This window comes from Spirosoma utsteinense (assembly GCF_014282275.1).
GTDB lineage: Bacteria > Bacteroidota > Bacteroidia > Cytophagales > Spirosomataceae > Spirosoma > Spirosoma utsteinense.
This window is the reverse complement of the sequence record NZ_VFIA01000013.1, coordinates 39,105-57,537: the sequence shown is the minus strand read 5'-3', so window position 1 is coordinate 57,537 and position 18,433 is coordinate 39,105. Positions and strand designations below refer to the sequence as shown.

Below are 18,433 nucleotides of genomic sequence, written 5' to 3'. Positions count from 1 at the left end.
ACTTCGTATGCATCCATTTTCCTACGCCCGCCCCTCCGATGTAATGGAGGCCGTTGGCGAATTAACGACAGAAAAGAGTCTCGATTCAGCAGGCGCTAAATTCATTGCCGGTGGTACTAACCTCATCGATCTGATGAAGGAAAACGTCGAACGGCCAGGTCGTCTGGTCGATATCAACCACCTGCCCCTTAATACGATCGAGGAAATTGAGGATGGCGGCCTACGGCTTGATGCCCTGGTTTCCAATGCCGATACCGCTTATCATCCCCTGGTTGAGCAGCGCTACCCCTTACTCTCGCAAACAATTCTGGCCGGTGCGTCGCCCCAGCTACGCAATATGGCTACCAACGGCGGAAACCTGTTTCAGCGCACCCGCTGTTATTATTTCTACGACACCGCTATGCCGTGTAACAAACGCGAACCCGGTCAGAACGCCGGGCCCTCGGGCTGCGGAGCCATTGGCGGCTATAACCGTATTCACGCTATTCTGGGGACGACCGAAGGAACGGAGGACGGACAGTCACAGTGCATTGCCACCTATCCATCCGATATGGCGGTAGCTCTGGCAGCGCTCGAAGCAGTCATACGGGTAACAGGTCCCAATGGCGAACGAACCATACCGATTGGCGAATTTCACCGGCTACCCGGCCAGGAGCCCCAGCGGGATAATACGCTGGAGCCCGGCGAAATCGTGACGGCCATCGATTTGCCCGCACCCCGCTTTGTTGACAACCATATGTACCTCAAGCTTCGGGACCGGGCCTCGTATGCCTTTGCCCTGGTGTCGGTGGCGGTAGGCCTGGAGATGGAAGGCGATGTGGTGAAAGATGTTCGGATCGCCCTGGGTGGCGTGGCCCATAAGCCATGGCGCAAACCCGAAGCCGAAGCCCTGCTGGTGGGAAAGACGGCTACCAAAGAAAACTTCCGGCCCGTGGCCGACAGCTTGCTGGAAGGGGCAGTCGGATACGGACATAATACGTTTAAAATCGAACTGGCTCACCGCGCTATTATCCGCGCCCTGGGGCAGGCGGCTAAACTTGAACCAACGGCATAACGAGCATTATACAGGTAAACCTTATGAACAACGTCATTGGAAAACCCATCACCCGCGTCGATGGTCCCGAGAAAGTAACGGGTAAAGCAAAATATGCCGCTGAATTCAACGTCCCTGATTTAACCTATGGGTATGTCGTTTCGAGTGGGATTGCAAAAGGGAAAATAACCCATATCGACACCACCGAAGCCCTGGCGCTGGCGGGTGTGTTGCAGGTATTTACGCACGAAAACCGGCCCCATACGGCCTGGTTCGATATCAGTTATAAAGATCAGGACGCCCCGGCTGGCTCGCCGTTTCGGCCCTTACACAACGCCGATGTTACCTACAGCGGTCAGCCCATTGCGCTGGTCGTGGCCGAAACGTTCGAACTGGCCCGGTATGCGGCTTCGCTGGTGAAGGTGGTCTATGATGCCAAACCCTCGCATACGGACCTGGAAGCCCACCTGTCTGAAGCACGGGACCCGCAGTGGGCACCTACCAACTTTCTTAAACCCTTACCACCTAAACCGCGTGGCGATTCAAAACAGGCATTTCTTGATGCACCGGTGCAAATGGCCGCCCATTATGTTCATGGCGTACAGCACCATAACCCGCTGGAAATGTTTGCCACTATGGTCCAGTACGAGTCCTACGGTAATGAGGATAAAGCCCGGCTAACGATCTATGACAAAACGCAGGGGGCTCCAAACAGCCAGTTGTATGTCACGCAGATTTTCGGGATGTCATCCAGCGATGTACGGGTCGTTTCACCCTATGTGGGGGGCGGGTTTGGATCAGGATTGCGGCCACAGTACCAGTTATTTCTGGCCGTGATGGCAGCCCGTGAACTCAAACGGTCGGTTCGGCTTACGCTCACCCGCCAGCAGATGTGGACGTTCGGGCACCGGCCTGCTACCGTACAGACAGTTGCCCTCGGCGCTTCGTCGGAGGGTAAACTGACCGCCCTCAACCACAAAGCTATTGCCGCTACCTCGCAGTTCGAAGACTATACGGAGACGGTTGTTAACTGGTCGAACGTGCTGTATCCCTGCGACGATGTGACGCTCGAATACAAGTTGAAGTCGCTGGATATTTATTCTCCGCTGGACATGCGCGCGCCAGGGGGCGTAACCGGTGACCACGCCATCGAATCGGCCATCGATGAATTATGTTACAAACTGGGTATGGACCCCGTCGAGTTTCGGCTGAAGAACTACTCGGAAATTGACCAGACCGATAAGGACAAGCCGTTTTCGAGCAAAGAGCTTCGGGAGTGTTTCCGGCAGGGGGCCGAACGGTTTGGTTGGGATAAGCGGAATCCAACCCCACGCTCCATGCGGGGCGAGGGGCATAACCTGATCGGCTATGGCATGGCCACTGGTATCTGGGATGCGAGCCAGATGCCCGCCCGGGCCGAAGCCGTCTTAACGGTGAACGGCAAGTTACGGGTAAGCAGTGCTACGGCCGATATAGGCACCGGTACCTATACGATCATGGCCCAGATTGCTGCCGAAACGATGGGTATGCCGATAGAGGATGTCATCTTCCGGTTGGGCGATACTGATATGCCACTGGCTCCAATTCAGGGGGGATCCTGGACAGCCTCTACCGTGGGTTCGGCGGTGAAGACGGTATGTGACGATCTGAAAAAGACACTCTTTAAAACCGCGCGGAAGATGGCTGGCTCACCGCTCGCCAAAGCCAAGCTGGAGGACGTGTTGTTTGACGATGGATCGATCAAGCTTAAAAATGATCCATCGGTAGCGGTTTCGTTTATCGATATCGTTGGCCAGAATGGCGGGCGGGCTATTTCCGAAACGTCGACGTCGCTGCCTGATATGCTGAACCAGAAGAAGTACTCGCGCCATACCCACTCGGCGGCTTTTGTGGAGGTGCAGGTGGATGAAGAGCTGAACACGATCAAGGTTACGCGGGCGGTGAGTGCTATTGCGGGCGGGCGTATCCTGAACCCCCGGACGGCCCGGAGCCAGATCATTGGCGGTATGGTATGGGGCATCGGCAGCGCCCTACAGGAAGACAGCGCTATGGATCACCGGTACGGTCGGTTCATGAACCACAACCTGGCCGAATATCACGTGCCTGTGTTTGCCGATATTCATGATCTGGACGTACTATTCGTTGAGGAGCATGACGAAATCGTCAATCCACTGGGCGTAAAAGGGTTGGGCGAGATCGGTCTGGTGGCTATGCCAGCCGCCATTGCCAACGCTGTTTTTCACGCTACCGGGAAGCGCGTCTATGATCTGCCGATCCAGCTGGACCGACTGCTGTAGGGCTTTAGTCGCTTAGCGTAATAGCTGCAACAAAAAACACCGCCCAATAATCAGGCGGTGTTTTTTGTTGCATTGTTTCACCTCAAAAGTCCGGGGAAATACGGTGTATCACGTCACGCTATGCTTCACCAACCAGCATCAGGGCACCGACAGTTACGTTGGATGTTTCGTCGATGAGAATAGCGCCACCCGTTGTGCGGTTCTGGGTATATGGATCGAAGCTAACGGGCTGGGCTGTACGCAGGACCACTTTAGCCAGATCATTAAGCACCAGATTATCAACCCCTTCTTTTTGCTCGTAGGTGTTGACGTTCAGTTGATAAGCAATCTCGCGCACCGAGCAGCGCGTCCGGGCGGTGCCTACCTGAAGCACGTACTTATTGCCGACTTTAAACTCTTTTGTATCCATCCAGCACAGCATCGCTTCCACCGTTTGGCTACTGACCGGCAGACTGTCGGAACGAACGATCAGGTCGCCCCGGCTGATATCACGGTCGTCGGCCAGGTGCAGCACCACCGACATGGGGGCTGAGGCTTCGTCGAAGTGCTCATCGGCAATTTCTATAGCGTCGATGGTGGAGGTTTCGCCCGACGGCAGAACCGTTATCGAGTCGCCTTTTCGGAGTGTGCCGCTGGTGATTTTACCGGCATAGCCGCGATAATCAGGCAGGTCGGCGGTTTGAGGGCGAATAACGTACTGCACCGGGAAACGGCCTGGTTTTTCTTTCCCTTCGTCCGAAATAACGTCGGTAATCTCCACCGTTTCCAGGTGTTCCAGCAAGGTTGGTCCTTCATACCAGGGCATGGCGCTGGATTTGTCAACCACGTTGTCGCCATTGAGGGCGCTCAGCGGAATGTAGGTGACGTTGGGTACGTTCAGGTTTTTGGCCAGCTCTGCATACTGGATGCAGATATCAGAGAACACGTCCTGCGAGTAACCCATCAGGTCCATCTTATTGACGGCCACGACAATGTGCGGAATGCCAAGCAGACTGGCAATCAGCGAGTGCCGACGGGTTTGTTCTACGACGCCATGCCGTGCATCGACCAGCACAACCGCCAACTGGCAGTTCGAGGCCCCCGTTACCATGTTCCGGGTATACTGAATGTGACCCGGCGCATCGACGATGATGAATTTACGGGCGGGCGTCTGGAAATAGCGATAGGCTACATCGATGGTGATTCCCTGCTCCCGTTCGGAGCGGAGACCGTCCGTTAGCAAAGCGAGGTCGATTTCACCATCGTCGCGGCCTTTGGTCGCGCGCTCGATCGCTTCAAGCTGATCGGCGAGGATGGATTTGGAATCGTAGAGGAGCCGCCCGATGAGCGTACTCTTGCCGTCGTCAACCGATCCGGCGGTTATAAAGCGTAGAAGGTCCATAGCTAGTAGTCAGGCATCGAAAAAGTGAAAAAAACCTTTTGCCGACAACCCATCTTTTAATTCTCGGTCACGCGTCCATAGTTGAGCGTCATACTCTAAAGCCAACGCTACAAACGGCGTGTCTTTTTCGTCAACGCCCGAACACAGGCGAAAGGCGTGAATAATATTTCCAAGTGAAACAGCACTCTCATTAATAAACGTAATACGATGCAGGAGCAATGATAGAAGCTCGTACACCTCATCTTCGGTCACTTTAGACTTAGTAACAAGTTCATCTTTGTACTTAAACAATTCAACAACCAGGAAATTCGGAGCAATGAAACGGAGGTCGGAACGGTCCAGCGTATCGCGGACAAAGTTATTAGGTGTTCGAAGTGCGGCAAAGAATAAATTGGTGTCAATCACTACAGAGGTCATGCTTCTCCCCGTAGATAGCGATCCTTATTCTTAACCCACCAATCAGCCTTTATGCGTTCGCCCATGTCTTCAATGGGTTGGTCAAAATCAGCCTTTATAACTAAATGCTCCAGCTTAATTCGATCAATCAGGCGAGTAATGGTATCCTTGTCCAGGTAATCCCGCCCGATACTGATCAAGAAACGGTCCTCCTGGGTCTCAAGCGTAATTGCATCCATACCCTTGGTCTTTTTTATGAATGTAAGTAGAATAACTCAAAAATACCCGCCTTTTTTGCGGTCTTCCATAGCGGCTTCGCTGAGCTGGTCATCCATACGGGTTTCGCCCCGTTCGGAGATACGCGTTGCCTGAATTTCGCCGATGACCGCTTCAAGTGTGTCGGCCTGCGATTCCGAAGCGGCTGTGCAGGAGATGTCGCCAACGGTGCGGAACCGGACCCGGCGCGTCACGATCTGGTCGTCAGCTTCGGGTTTGATTACGCCACCGGCGGTAGCCATCAGCTTGCCATCGCGTACGATCAGCTCGCGGTCGTGGGCGAAGTAGATGCTGGGAAGTTCGATTTTCTCCCGCCGGATGTAATTCCAGACGTCGAGCTCGGTCCAGTTGGAGATAGGGAATACCCGCACATTCTCGCCTTTATGAATCCGGCCGTTATACAGATTCCAGAGTTCGGGACGCTGACGTTTGGGGTCCCACGAGCCAAACTCGTCACGTACCGAGAATACCCGTTCTTTAGCCCGCGCTTTCTCTTCGTCGCGCCGGGCCCCGCCAATGCAGGCATCGAACTCAAACTCTTCAATAGCGTCGAGCAGGGTAAAGGTTTGTAACCCATTACGGGTTGCGTTGCGGCCGGTGGGTTCCTTTAATTTTTTTTCGCGAATGGTATCTTCCACATAACGAACGATGAGCTTCTCGCCAATCTTGTCGGCCAGATGATCCCGGTAGTCGATGGCCTCCTGGAAATTATGGCCCGTGTCGATGTGTACCAGCGGAAACGGAAATTTGCCCGGACGGAAGGCTTTCAGGGCCAGATGCACCAGGGTAATGGAATCTTTACCGCCCGAAAACAAAAGCGCGGGCCGTTCAAACTGTCCGGCTACCTCCCGCATAATGTGGATGGCTTCGGATTCGAGCTGATCTAAATAATCTAACTTCATTTTCTTAATGAGTGAAAAGAGTGAATAAGTGTATGAGCTGGCCTGATGGCTTCGCCCTCACACGTAGTTGCTCCGCTTCGGTGGTTCGATTTCACTGGTTATGGTTTGAATGCTTCTTCGTGACTATGCAATCCGCATTCTTTTTTCGAGTTGTCCTCCCACCACCAGCGGCCCGCCCGGAAATCTTCGCCAGCCTGGATAGCACGCGTGCAGGGTTGACAGCCAATACTGACAAACCCCCGGTCGTGGAGCGGATTATAGGGCACGTTGTTGTCGCTTATATACTGCTTCACCTCGTCGAACGTCCAGTCCATCAAAGGGTGAAATTTGTAGAGGGTGTGGGCCGCGTCCCATTCGAGTTGGGGCATACGTTGCCGGTTGGCCGACTGCTCCGCGCGAATGCCGGTAATCCAGATCTTCTGCCCCTTCAGGGCCCGGTTCAGCGGTTCTACTTTACGGATACCGCAGCACTCTTTCCGGTTCTCGACCGAGTCGTAGAAACTGTAGGGGCCTTTGGTGGTCATCAGTGTTTCCTCGGCGGCTCTGTCGGGAAAATACGCTTCGATCTTCGTGGCGTATCGGTCGTTCGTCTTTTTCCAGACCGAATACGTCTCTGCAAACATCCGACCTGTATCGAGGGTGAAAATCTTGATAGGGATGTCATTCGCCAGAATGAGGTCGGTAATCACCTGATCTTCGTAGCCCAGGCTGGTCGAGAAAATGACCTCGCCGGGGAATAACTCAGCCAGTGTCCGCAGGGCATCAACATTGCTCAGACCATGGAGTTGTTCGGTCAGGCTTTCGAGTGTATGAGTCGGTTCAGCAATCATATGGATGAGGAGCCGGGAAATTGCCGGCTCGTTTTGGTCTGATTAACGGACAGAAGGCCGTTGGGATAGAGGTACCACCTTGCCTGTTTTGGCCGATTGGCGGGCAGCATCCAGAATCTCCATGACGATCATGTTATTTTCTAATGACGTTAATTCATCGGGTTTAGTTTCTCCATGAATCAGTCGGGCAAAGTAGGCAAAGGGGTCAGTAGCAGGGGCGTCGGTCAGGGCCGCTTCCGCTGCGCGCTCGCTTTTGTCCTCGTTAAGCCGTACGCGCATCCGGGTGCCATCGACGGTAAAGACATAACCCGTTTGCCCATAAACTTCCATATCCTTGCGGGCAAAAGGCCAGTTCCAGGACGCCTGTATGATCGTCTGTGTTTTTGGGTACGTCAGGATGATCGTCCCTTCATCGTCGACTTTTGGGTAGATGTCCGGCTTGATCTGCTGGGTCACTGCCAGTACTGACAGCGGACGCTGGTTGTGCATCAGCCAGGTCGACAGGTTGGCACCGTAGCAGCCAAAGTCAAACAGCGCTCCCGCTCCGTTGGCGACCGGGTCTGTCAGCCAGTCCAGGAACTCATTCGTCACGCCAATTTCCTTGGGCCCCTGATGACCGTCATGAACCACAATCTTGCGAAGATCACCAATGGCTTTTTCGGTATTGACCATCGCATATGCTTTATGGTTACTGCCGTACCAGGTAGTTTCGTAGTTGGTTAGCAACTGAATGGAATGCTTCCTGGCTAACTTTTCCATCTGCTTTGCCTGATCGAAACTAACCGACAGCGGCTTCTCAACCATCACATGGATGCCGCGCGGAGCACAAATCTGAACCGTTTTCAGGTGGTCGACGATACGACCGAAATCTGTAACAGCTTCGGGCTTTGCTTTGTCCAGCATCTGGTCAATAGACGGGTAAACCAGACTCAGTGGAAAGCCATACTGTTTGGCGTAGCGTTCGGCCAGCGCGCGGTCAGGCTCGGCAATACCAACGATTTCAATATCCGTCTGGCCCGACCGCCGAAACGCTTTCGACAGAATGCCATGAACGTGCGTATGAACCAACCCTACCACGCCCACCCGGAGTGGTTTTTTCGTGCTTTGAGCGGTTGCACGCTGAACAAATAGACTGGCAACGAAAAGAATGGCGAGGCCGATGCGCATAAGAATGGTAGTTTAAACCTGTTCTTTTAAGGCATCTGCCGATTTTTCTACTGCCTGCGTGAAATCGCTGATCAAATCGTCGATGGCTTCCAGACCCACTGAAATACGGACCAGACCGGGCGTAATGCCGAGGGCGGCTTTCTCATCGGGTTTCAGCTTGGCGTGGGTCGTTGTGTTGGGGTTGGTAACGATGGTTCGGGAATCGCCCAGGTTGGACGATAGCGTGGCAATTTCCAGTGCGTCGAAAAACGCTTTGATGCGTTCGAACCCACCCTCTAACTCGATCGTAATAATAGCTCCTCCCGCCGACATCTGGGCCTTCGCAAGTTCAAATTGCGGGTGAGAGGGGAGGAACGGATACAGTACCCGCGCCACATCTTCGTGCGCTTCCAGCGCTTCGGCCAGTTGCTGGGCATTCCGGCAATGGCGTTCCATCCGCAGATCGAGCGTTTCCAGGCTTTTCGACAGCACCCAGGCATTGAAGGGCGAAAGGGATGGGCCCGTATGCCGGGCAAAGAACCGGATGGGCTGGATCAGGTCGGCCCGACCAACAACAATGCCACCCAATACACGTCCCTGACCATCCATAAATTTGGTGGCCGAGTGAATCGAAAGGTCCGCACCAAAGTCGATGGGCGTTTGCAGAATCGGCGTGGCGAAGCAGTTGTCGACGTTCAGGATAAAGCCGTACTTTTCCTTCAACCGCCCCAGCATTGCCAGATCGACCAGTTCAAGGCCGGGGTTGGAAGGGGTTTCTAGGTAGACCATACGGGCGACCGGTCTTCCGGTGTTGGGCTGAATAGCCGCTTCCCACTCAGCCTCCGTAGCCGTAGCGTCGACATAGGTATGCGTGATACCCCACTTACTTAAAATCTGCGTAATAATCTGATGCGCCGATCCAAACAGGGCCCGGCAGGCAACGAGGTGATCGCCCGACTTCAGCAGGCCCGCCATACTGGCAAAAACGGCCGCCATGCCCGTACCGGTGGCGATACCATCCTCGGCATTTTCCAGCATGCACACTTTATCGACGAACTCCGACACGTTGGGGTTGGAGAAGCGCGAATAAATGTTGCCTTCTTCACTCTCTTCGAATAGCGCTTTACCCTGTTCGGCACTTTCAAACGCAAAACTGGACGTTAGGTATAAGGGTACGGAATGCTCCCGGTTCTGCGATTTCTTCGCCTGGGTACGGATGGCTTTGGTCTGTTTTTTCATAGAGTATTACCGAACCGCCCGGTTCGGGTAAAGTAGCGTATATAAAGGAACGTCGATAGTCTATAGCAACGCTGCCAACAGAAACTAAAAGAATAGAATAATCTTCCGCAAACTGACCAGGATGACAACCAGCCCGACCAGTACCATCATGGTCTTGACGGGTAGCTTCTGGGCTAAGTGGGCGGCAATGGGAGCGGCAATCATACCGCCCAGAATCAACCCGACGATCACCAGCCCGTAGTTACCCAGTCCTGCAAACATAGCAAACACCACCGACGACGCAAACGACACGAAAAATTCGGCCAGATTGACCGACCCGATGGTATAGCGCGGATGCCGGCCTGCAGCGATCAGCGTAGAATTCACGATAGGGCCCCAGCCACCCCCGCCAATGGCATCGACAAACCCGCCAAACCAGGCCAGCAGGCCTATATTGCGGACCGGTCTTTTTTTAATCCGCTTTGTTAACGCTTTTCTGAGAATCAAAATACCCAGGATGGCCGTGTACACCGAAATAGCGGGCGACAGGTACTTGGCTACAATATCCAGATCAGAAATTTCCGTAATCAGATAAGCACCCAGTGCGGCTCCAATGACACCGGGAATCAGCACCGCCTTAAACAGTTTGCTGTTGATGTTGCCAAACTTGAGGTGCATGTACCCCGACACGCCAGAGGTGAAAATTTCGGAACTATGTACACTGGCCGTAGCAAAGAGCGGACTTATTCCCACGCTTGTCAGGAACGTGGTAGCCGTTACCCCGTAGGCCATGCCCAGCGCCCCGTCGATCATCTGAGCGACGAAACCCGCCATGATGAAGTAAAATATGTCGGGCGTCAGGTCCATTGTGCCCGCTAACACCGTCAGTCGTTCCAGCGTAACGTAACTAAATACAAGATGCCCGACAACCATCAGCGCCAGGGACGCAAAGACGTAGATAGCTATCTCGGTGCGGGTACGACGCCGAAGTAATGGGTTGGTTGCTGCGTCGGGTGTGATGATCCTGACCTGCGGAAATGTAGACTGGATAGCCGCCACCTGCTCGGGGGAGATACCTTCGTTGCCGTGGAGGCTGATGGTCAGACCATTCAGATCAAAGGGTAAGGCGGCTTCTGGAGGGGGCGGACCTACCGAATTGGCCGAAACTGCCTCGTCTTGTTGCATAGTGCCTAAATTCTATCGACTTAATAGATTATTTTACTTATGAAAAGCGGCACACTGAAGTGCCGCTGCTTTTACCAGATATTCAGGTTAGAAGTGGGACAAAGGTACGGAAATGTGCTGCAAACTTACAAAGTATAGTGGTGCTGGTTTTAGCTCGCCTTCAGCATCTCGGCCACCAAAATGCCCAGGTAAGTACCAATGGCGTTTCCCAGCGTACCGACCAGCACAGCCGGAAGCTGTAAATCCGGGCGGTTAAGGCTTTTGGCGAGGGCCAGAGCAGAGGTGGCTCCGCCAATGTTGGCCTGGGAGGCAATACCGAGCAGGGCCCAATCCTGTTTGAACAAAGCGCCAATCCCGAAGAGAATAAACGAATGGATCAACACCAGAACGAGAATCATACCAAATAAGATGACAGCCAGCCGGCCATCACGAACCAGGGCTGCCACATCGCAATAGGCTCCAATGACAGCCAGAAAGATATAGATACAGAAAAGGCCAAGTAATCGGCTGCCGCGCAGGTTATTGACCCGTCGAAATTGCGCCAGCACCAGCGCCACGGTTGTCAGGATCAATACAAAAGGAATAGCAGGGACAAGGGTCGCCAGCTGTTTGGACACAAAGATAGCGCCCAGTCCCATAGCCAGTAACGTCCCCAGATCGCCAGGATTCATGGTTTCAGCGTCCGTATAGGTCGTGGCTACCGCCCCGTTTACCGGTGCCGCCGTGGGTAACTGACGGGGAAACCGGCGTTGCAGAAAACGGGGAATCGCCAGCGTCAGTACCATCCAGAGGGTGGTCATAATGTTGTCGGCAGCCGTGGCGGCAATGAACAGGTTGCCCGCTTTAGAGACGCCATAATGCAGTGCCACCGCATGAAAATTTATGCTGCCCCCAATGTAGGTTCCCGTGAACATACCGGCCAGGGCATAATACAGGTTGCCCACCGTTTCGGGTGCCGAGAACAACCAGACGCTGGTAAGAACGCCGATGATCGTACTCACCGATCCAATCAGGTACATGGTCAACATGGGCAAACCTGCCTGGCGCAGGTCTTTCAGATTGACACTCAGCAGCAATAAAAACAGCGCGAAGGGAGCCAGATAGCCAAATATGCCTTCATAAGCCGGTGTTTCGGTTGTGGGTATAATGCCGACATTAGCCTCGATTGCGGTCACCAAAATAACGAGTAAGGCCGTCCCAATTTGACTGAAACCTGGTTTTTTAGCGAGCCATTCGCAGATGACAACGTTAAGGCAAAGCACAAAGAGTATAAATACTGTATCGAACATAGGTAACTTTAAATCGTCCGGACAAGCTAGGCATAAACGGCGAATTTGATGAGTATAAATTGATTTTAGTTTCTATAGCCTGACAAAATAATATATCTATATACGTTAGAATAATAAAATTTCATAAAGGTTTGTATTAGATAAGCAGGATAAACACTTAATTTGTGGCAAATTTTAATGTGTTTTTTAACTTCTACGAAACCAGATGAAAGGAAAACTACTCATTTGTCTTTGTTTGCTGATTGGCCTTATAGGCACAGCAACAGCGCAAAGCTCGACGCTCACCGGTAAAGTGACCGATAGTAATGGGACCCCATTACCGGGTGTTTCGGTACTGGTCAAAGGAACAGGGCAGGGGGCCACAACCGAGGCTGACGGTACCTTCCGGATAACGGCACCAGCGAATGCCAAAATCGGAATTAGTTACATTGGCTTTCTTAGTCAGGAAATTACGGTCGGGAATCGGTCGACGCTCAATGTTACGCTGTCTGAAGATACGCGGCAACTCGAAGAAGTTGTTGTATCCGGGTTGGCTACTACGGTAAAACGATCTAACTTGGCCAACGCCGTAACCCGGCTCGACAGCAAAGACCTGACCGGAACAACCACACCTGTTACTACGGATGGTGCCTTGCAGGGTAAAATCGCCGGCGCCAACATCGTAGCCAATAGTTCGGTACCCGGTGGTGGGTTTAACCTTCAGTTTCGGGGCGTATCGACACTGGGCGCTTCGGCGTCGCAGCCTCTGTTCATTGTCGATGGCGTTTACATTGATAATGGCCAGTATGGTAACGGCCGTTCGGCCGCCAACAAAGCAGCAGCTGGTTCATCGGCAAGCCCGCAGGACAACAACGCCAATCGCCTGGCCGATCTTAACCCGGACGATATCGAAAGTGTTGAAGTGCTGAAAGGTTCCTCGGCAGCGGCTATCTACGGTACCCGTGCAAACGCTGGTGTCGTTATTATCACAACCAAGCGCGGTAAGGGCGGAAAAACAACCGTTTCGTTCGGTCAGGATATCGGTTTCAGCAAAGCGCTCAGCTACTACGGCGGGGCCGACTGGACGGAACAAAAGCTAACGGACTACTTCGCTCCTGGTGACATTCCACTGCTACGGGCTGCCAGAGCCAATGGTACGTATACAAACTGGGAGAAAGTTATGTATGGTGGAACGGGTGCTATCCGTAATAGCCGGTTAGGGATAACAGGTGGTAATGAAAAAACCAAGTTTTACGTCAACGGTAGTATCTCCGACGAGACGGGCATTATCAAAAACACAGGCTTTCAGCGGTATTCGATCCGGGCCAATGTTGATCATAAATTGACCAACTGGCTTGACTTTAGCATCAACTCGAACTACATCGTCAGCAACAACGACCGTGGCTGGACAGGTAACGACAATTCGTATGTCAACTACGGCTACTCACTGCCGTACACCAAACCATACGCTAACCTCTATCCTGACGCCAATGGTAACTACCCGGACAATATCTCGGGCGTAGGCGAAAATCCACTGGCTATTCGCGACCGGGCTGTCAATAACCAGAAAAACAACCGGGTGTTACAGGGATTCACGGTGAACGCCCGGGCAATTAACACCGCAAAATCGTCGCTGACCTTCCGGATCAACGGTGGACTGGATTATCAGAATGGTTTTGCTACGGTGTTGCTTCCAGCTGATCTGCAATCGCAACGGCAGGAGGCTAATCCCGGCTTCGCGCAGGACACGCGTACCGAAGTGTTTAACTCGAACGTACAGGTATCGGCTATTTACACGCATGCACTTATGGACGGTCGTTTAAACCTGACATCGTCGGCGGGTGCCGTTCGTCTTTACAAATACCTGCGTTCGAACTATGTGCGGGGAACAGGTTTACCGGCCGGTGTTTCTAACCCATCGCGGGGCAAGGTAATCGACGGATTCGTTGAATACCAGAATAACACCGATGTTGGTGTGTTCGCGCAGCAGGATGCCAACTACGAGGATAAAATTATCGGTTCGGTTGGTATTCGCTTCGATAAATCAACCCTGAACAGTGAGTTCGATCGGTTCTATGCTTTCCCACGGGCAGCACTGGCCGTAAACGCGGCCCGCTTCGGTACCTGGGCCGGTTCCAAAATAAGCCAGTTGAAATTTCGGGTCGCCTACGGTCAGACAGCTGGTTTGCCTACATTCGGTACGACCTACTCACAGCTTCAGGTGGTTGGGGTTGGCGGGCTAGGTGGCCTGGTTCCATCTACCGTTCTGGGGAATGTTACGATACAACCCGAACGGGCTACCGAGCTTGAATACGGTATCGATTTCGGTCTGTTCAACAACCGGATCACAGGCGAATTTACACTCTATAACAAGAAAGTGTTTGACCTGATCCAGCCATTGACAACGGCACCAACAACGGGCGTGACATCGACACAGATCAACGCAGCCGACCTGACTAACCGTGGCCTTGAATTTTCGCTTGGCGCTGATGTCGTCCGGAGCGAAAACTTCAAGTGGTTTATCCAGCCAATATTCTGGTATAACCGCTCCAAGATCACGCGTCTGGAAATTCCGGAGCGCCTGACGGGTGGTTTTGGTGCTACCTTCGGTCAGTGGCGTGTGAAAGGTCCTGATGCTGATGGCACTACCTACTCGCCAACGGAAATCGTGGGTCAGCCCCGGACATTACCCGCGACCGATCCTAACTTCGCAAGGTCATGGACCAGCTATGGGGACGCACAACCCAAGTATGAACTGTCGCTGAACAACCGGATCACATTCCTTAAGAACTTCGAATTTTCGGCATTGCTTAACTATCGCCACAAGTTTACAGTCGTATCGTTGACGCGGTTGCTGTGGGACGAGGGTGGCAATACATCAGACTGGAGCGAGACCGACGATTTGGGTAATGACGGCAGTACGCCCAACGGCATCTACCGGCAGGGAGCCAATGGCATCGATGAAGGTAGTGGCAAGCCTAAGCCGGGTGCTAACCCCAACATTTACAGCTTCTTGAAACTACGCGAAGCCGCCCTGTACTATCGGGTGCCAACACCCGTTCTCAAGCGGGCTTTTGGTAGTGTTGTAAGTAATGTTCGGGTTGGTATATCGGGAAACAACCTGCTCCGCTGGACTGATTACACGGCGGGTTACGACCCGGAGAACTCAAACTTTGGCTCGCTGGCACTGGGTGCCGGGGTTGATCTGGGTTCTACGCCAGCCGTTCGTCGGATGATGTTCCATATAGCTGTAGATTTTTAAAAACAGCTGAAACACCTGTAGACATAATCCCGGTCCGATAAATAATGAAACTCATGAAGAAACATACATCATTTTTGCTCGCCACTCTGCTGGCTGGCTCTTTTACGGCCTGTAACCCACTACAAACGGAAGAGGTTATTGACCCTAACTTCCCCAGTGTCGGAGCCGTTACCAATAACGCGTCAAAAGCGCAGCTGGATGCCCTGTCAGTCGGTCAGTTTTCGCTGGCGCGGAATGGCCTCGCTACTTACCTGCTCGTAACAGGTACGATAGGTAAAGAACTGTTTAACTTCAACGGCACGGAGTCGCGCTGGATGACGGAACTGAACGGCGTGCGGCTGATCGACAACTCGGCGTTCTACAATACGGCAACAACCGGATTCGGGTTACCTGTACGCCAGGCCAACATTACGCTGGCTGCGGTGGGTAATACCAGTTCGGTTAGTGATGCCGAAAAAAATGGCTATCGCGGTATTGCCAATACGTTCAAAGGCCTCGCCTATCTTCAGATGCTGAATGCTCAGGGGACGAATGGTGTCCGGCTTAATGTGGAAGATCCCTTTAACCCCAGCAAACCGGCTACCTACGCCGAGTCGTTGGCTGGTATCGCTAAATTTCTGGATGATGGTGCGGCCCAACTGGACCAGGCGGGCGCTGCATTCTCGTATACTCTGCCCAGCGGTTTTGCCGGATTCAACACACCGGCTACGTTTAAGCGTTTCAATCGGGCTATTGCCCTGCGGGTTGCGATCTATCAGGCTGATTGGGCAAAGGCGGCAACGCTGCTGCCACAGACGTTTTATAACGCAACCGGCGATCTGAACGTTGGCCCCCGCAATACCTATAATGCTACACCTCCGGATATCCAGAATCCCTTGCTCAACACATCGTCGAGCCAGATTGTAGGCGTCAAGGAAGTATTCGATAGAGCCGAACCCGGTGATAAGCGATTGGCAAAGGTACGTGTGCAGGCGGCTCCGCTGACGTATACCTCCGGGGTTACCTACAGCACGCCATACCTGACGAACATGTATACGAGTGGCAGTGATCCCATCCCCATTATCCGGAACGAAGAACTGGTGCTGATTGCGGCTGAAATCGCGGCCCAACAGGGTAACGCGGCTGAATCGACCCGGCTGATCAACATCATTCGGACGGCCGCCGGTCTGCCTAACTACGCTGGTGCTACTACGAAAGATGCGCTGATCAACGCTATTCTGAAAGAGCGTCAGTATTCGCTGTTTTACGAAGGTCATCGCTGGGTCGATATGCGTCGCTATAACAAGCTGAACGAAATCATCCTGCCCGTTCCAACTATGAAAGTACTGGAGCGTCTGGAGCGCCCGGTGGCTGAAGTGAACTGGGATGTCTTCAACCCATAGGCAATTTAATTAACGTGAATAATGGCTGATTTTGATAGCAAGTATCTGATTTTCACATAGTAGTGTAGGTTATTTTTTTTGTCATCCCGACGCAAGGAGGGATCTTCGGATGAGACGAACTACTCCAACTTACCGAAGATCCCTCCTTGCGTCGGGATGACAAAAATTAGCCTACGTTACAGCGGTTTACAAGCCATTATTCACGTTAATTAATGTTCAAAACGGCCACCGGAATAGTTCTGGTGGCCGTTTTTTGTTGATAAACCGTCAGGAATTTCGACGTGTTTCCTACTCCCCAGCCATAGGGTCGGGGGTGCCATCGGGATCGCTAGTGACGAAACCGCGCGTAGGGAGGTTACTGCCCCGGATGAACAGGAGCCCGGCCACGTGGGGAGCAGCCATACTCGTACCACTCAGTACGGCGTATCGGCCATCCTTGTAGGTAGAGGTGATACGAACACCGTAGGCGCAGACATCGATGCTGGAGCCAAAATTGGAAAAGCTGGCGAAAATATTACTCCGGTCCATGGCCGAGACCGTGAACACGTTCGGGTGGTTGACCCGCGCCGGGGTCGATTCGTCGGCATTCTGCCCTTCGTTGCCAGCCGCAATAGCAAAAAGAATGCCCGCGTTGGCTGCCTGCCGGACCGCATTTTCCAGCGTTGTCGAGATGCCCTCGCCACCCAGGCTCAGGTTGACAACATCGCCGGGCTGGCCGTTGAGACGGACGTAATTCACGGCCAGGATGACGCCCGATAATCGCCCTTCGCCCAACTGGTTAAGCACTTTAAGAGCAACCAGTGGTGCTCCCGACGCTACCCCTGTCACGCCAATGCCATTATTTCTGGCACCAACGATACCCGCTACGTGGGTACCGTGGCCGTTCTGATCATCGGCCGAGGTCACACCATTAACAAAAGAGCGACTGCGTCCGGTGTCGACGTTGAGGTCGGGGTGGTCGAGGTCGATACCCGTATCGACGATCCAGACGGTTTTGCTGGTCTGAATATCGCCCCGCCCGAAACCGGTCTGCTGAATATTCCAGAGCAGGGTGGTGGGCGTGGCTACATCGACACAGTTACAGATCGACATGATCCGGTCAGGCTCGATCAACGATACCGTTGGATCCTGCCCAAGATCAGCAGCCTGGGTGGCCGAGATGTGAGCCAGAAAACTCGTTCGTTCATCGGTGCCGAGCAGTTCTGCCTGATCGTCGCTGATGCGGTGGCGGGTTAGCAGGCGATCGACTCCTGAACGGGCCGCACTGACGCGGGCATTGGGAGAAACCGGCAGCGGCTGATCGGGTAGATAGGTTACGATATAAGACCCGGCAATAGCCTGTCCATTCAGCGCTGACGCTTTGACCAGACAATCGGCTGAAAATTCGGGTGTCAGATCACGGTCGGCCTGACAGCCGATCAAACCAAGCCCAAGCAGAACCGAACGAAAGAGCGTTGCAGGCGATAAAAAGCGTTGCATAAAAGTAGTACGAAACAGAAGAAACAAGAGGTAAACGATCGTACAACGTCAATTCATACATTGTCAGCTGGTGAGAAATAACTGTAGTAATGAAACGTAAAAGCGGATTTTATGGTGCGATAACCCGGCTGTTTTTCGGGTTACTATTGGCTGCTATTCGTGACGTTTCCCCCTATAAGTTAGACCGTTTCAGGCAGAGCGAAATCGGGTAAACACCGGGCCGGCAACCGCCCGTTCAGCGCCACAGCTGCCGGGTAGCGGAAGATGAGGACCATTCATTTTCGACAATCGGCCACTTCATTAAGACGGATACGGGCAAAAGTCTCGGTAAACGGCTATTTTTGCAGGCCGTAAGACAAGTCGCCCGACCTGTCTGGC

The 18,433-nt window shown here is 53.1% G+C and carries 14 protein-coding genes; 4 read left to right on the top strand and 10 right to left on the bottom strand.

Annotation, left to right across the window (positions count from 1 at the left end; all coding sequences use genetic code 11):
* Positions 1–7 precede the first annotated feature (7 nt).
* Positions 8–1,054, top strand: a complete 1,047-nt coding sequence (locus tag FH603_RS12290) for an FAD binding domain-containing protein (protein WP_186737820.1) — start codon at positions 8–10, stop codon at positions 1,052–1,054.
* Positions 1,055–1,077: 23 nt separating this feature from the next.
* The gene (locus FH603_RS12285) at positions 1,078–3,330 is read left to right on the top strand and encodes a xanthine dehydrogenase family protein molybdopterin-binding subunit (protein ID WP_186737819.1); all 2,253 of its coding nucleotides are present in this window, start codon (positions 1,078–1,080) and stop codon (positions 3,328–3,330) included.
* A gap of 118 nt (positions 3,331–3,448) precedes the next feature.
* Here FH603_RS12285 and FH603_RS12280 read toward each other — a convergent pair whose 3' ends face one another.
* From FH603_RS12280 to FH603_RS12240, 9 genes are all read right to left on the bottom strand, one after another.
* Positions 3,449–4,711: a sulfate adenylyltransferase subunit 1 gene (locus tag FH603_RS12280; RefSeq protein ID WP_186737818.1), complete on the bottom strand. Its 1,263-nt coding sequence runs from the start codon at positions 4,709–4,711 to the stop codon at positions 3,449–3,451.
* A 9-nt stretch (positions 4,712–4,720) separates the two neighbouring features.
* Positions 4,721–5,128 (bottom strand): PIN domain-containing protein, encoded by a 408-nt coding sequence (locus tag FH603_RS12275; RefSeq protein WP_186737817.1) that lies wholly within the window; start codon positions 5,126–5,128, stop codon positions 4,721–4,723.
* Positions 5,125–5,346: a hypothetical protein gene (locus FH603_RS12270; protein WP_186737816.1), complete on the bottom strand. Its 222-nt coding sequence runs from the start codon at positions 5,344–5,346 to the stop codon at positions 5,125–5,127. Before FH603_RS12270 ends, FH603_RS12275 begins: the two co-directional genes overlap by 4 nt.
* Before the next feature lie 36 nt (positions 5,347–5,382).
* On the bottom strand, positions 5,383–6,285 hold the full coding sequence (gene cysD, locus FH603_RS12265; RefSeq protein WP_186737815.1) for a sulfate adenylyltransferase subunit CysD: 903 nt from the start codon (positions 6,283–6,285) through the stop codon (positions 5,383–5,385).
* Positions 6,286–6,383: 98 nt separating this feature from the next.
* Positions 6,384–7,115, bottom strand: a complete 732-nt coding sequence (locus tag FH603_RS12260; RefSeq protein ID WP_186737814.1) for a phosphoadenylyl-sulfate reductase — start codon at positions 7,113–7,115, stop codon at positions 6,384–6,386.
* A gap of 42 nt (positions 7,116–7,157) precedes the next feature.
* Positions 7,158–8,282 (bottom strand): Gfo/Idh/MocA family protein, encoded by a 1,125-nt coding sequence (locus FH603_RS12255; protein ID WP_186737813.1) that lies wholly within the window; start codon positions 8,280–8,282, stop codon positions 7,158–7,160.
* Positions 8,283–8,294: 12 nt separating this feature from the next.
* Positions 8,295–9,500: a trans-sulfuration enzyme family protein gene (locus tag FH603_RS12250; protein ID WP_186737812.1), complete on the bottom strand. Its 1,206-nt coding sequence runs from the start codon at positions 9,498–9,500 to the stop codon at positions 8,295–8,297.
* Positions 9,501–9,584: 84 nt separating this feature from the next.
* Positions 9,585–10,664, bottom strand: a complete 1,080-nt coding sequence (locus tag FH603_RS12245) for a sulfite exporter TauE/SafE family protein (protein WP_186737811.1) — start codon at positions 10,662–10,664, stop codon at positions 9,585–9,587.
* 149 nt (positions 10,665–10,813) lie between these two features.
* Positions 10,814–11,953, bottom strand: coding sequence for a DUF819 family protein (locus FH603_RS12240; protein ID WP_186737810.1), 1,140 nt, complete (start codon positions 11,951–11,953; stop codon positions 10,814–10,816).
* A gap of 205 nt (positions 11,954–12,158) precedes the next feature.
* On the opposite strand from FH603_RS12240, the gene FH603_RS12235 reads away from it, so the two are divergent.
* Together FH603_RS12235 and FH603_RS12230 are read left to right on the top strand one after the other, a co-directional pair.
* Positions 12,159–15,194: a SusC/RagA family TonB-linked outer membrane protein gene (locus tag FH603_RS12235; RefSeq protein ID WP_186737809.1), complete on the top strand. Its 3,036-nt coding sequence runs from the start codon at positions 12,159–12,161 to the stop codon at positions 15,192–15,194.
* Between the two features lie 53 nt (positions 15,195–15,247).
* Positions 15,248–16,576: a RagB/SusD family nutrient uptake outer membrane protein gene (locus FH603_RS12230; protein ID WP_186737808.1), complete on the top strand. Its 1,329-nt coding sequence runs from the start codon at positions 15,248–15,250 to the stop codon at positions 16,574–16,576.
* A gap of 288 nt (positions 16,577–16,864) precedes the next feature.
* Here the strand turns inward: FH603_RS12230 and FH603_RS12225 are convergent, their stop codons facing one another.
* Positions 16,865–18,055: a S8 family serine peptidase gene (locus tag FH603_RS12225; RefSeq protein ID WP_186737807.1), complete on the bottom strand. Its 1,191-nt coding sequence runs from the start codon at positions 18,053–18,055 to the stop codon at positions 16,865–16,867.
* Positions 18,056–18,433 lie beyond the last annotated feature (378 nt).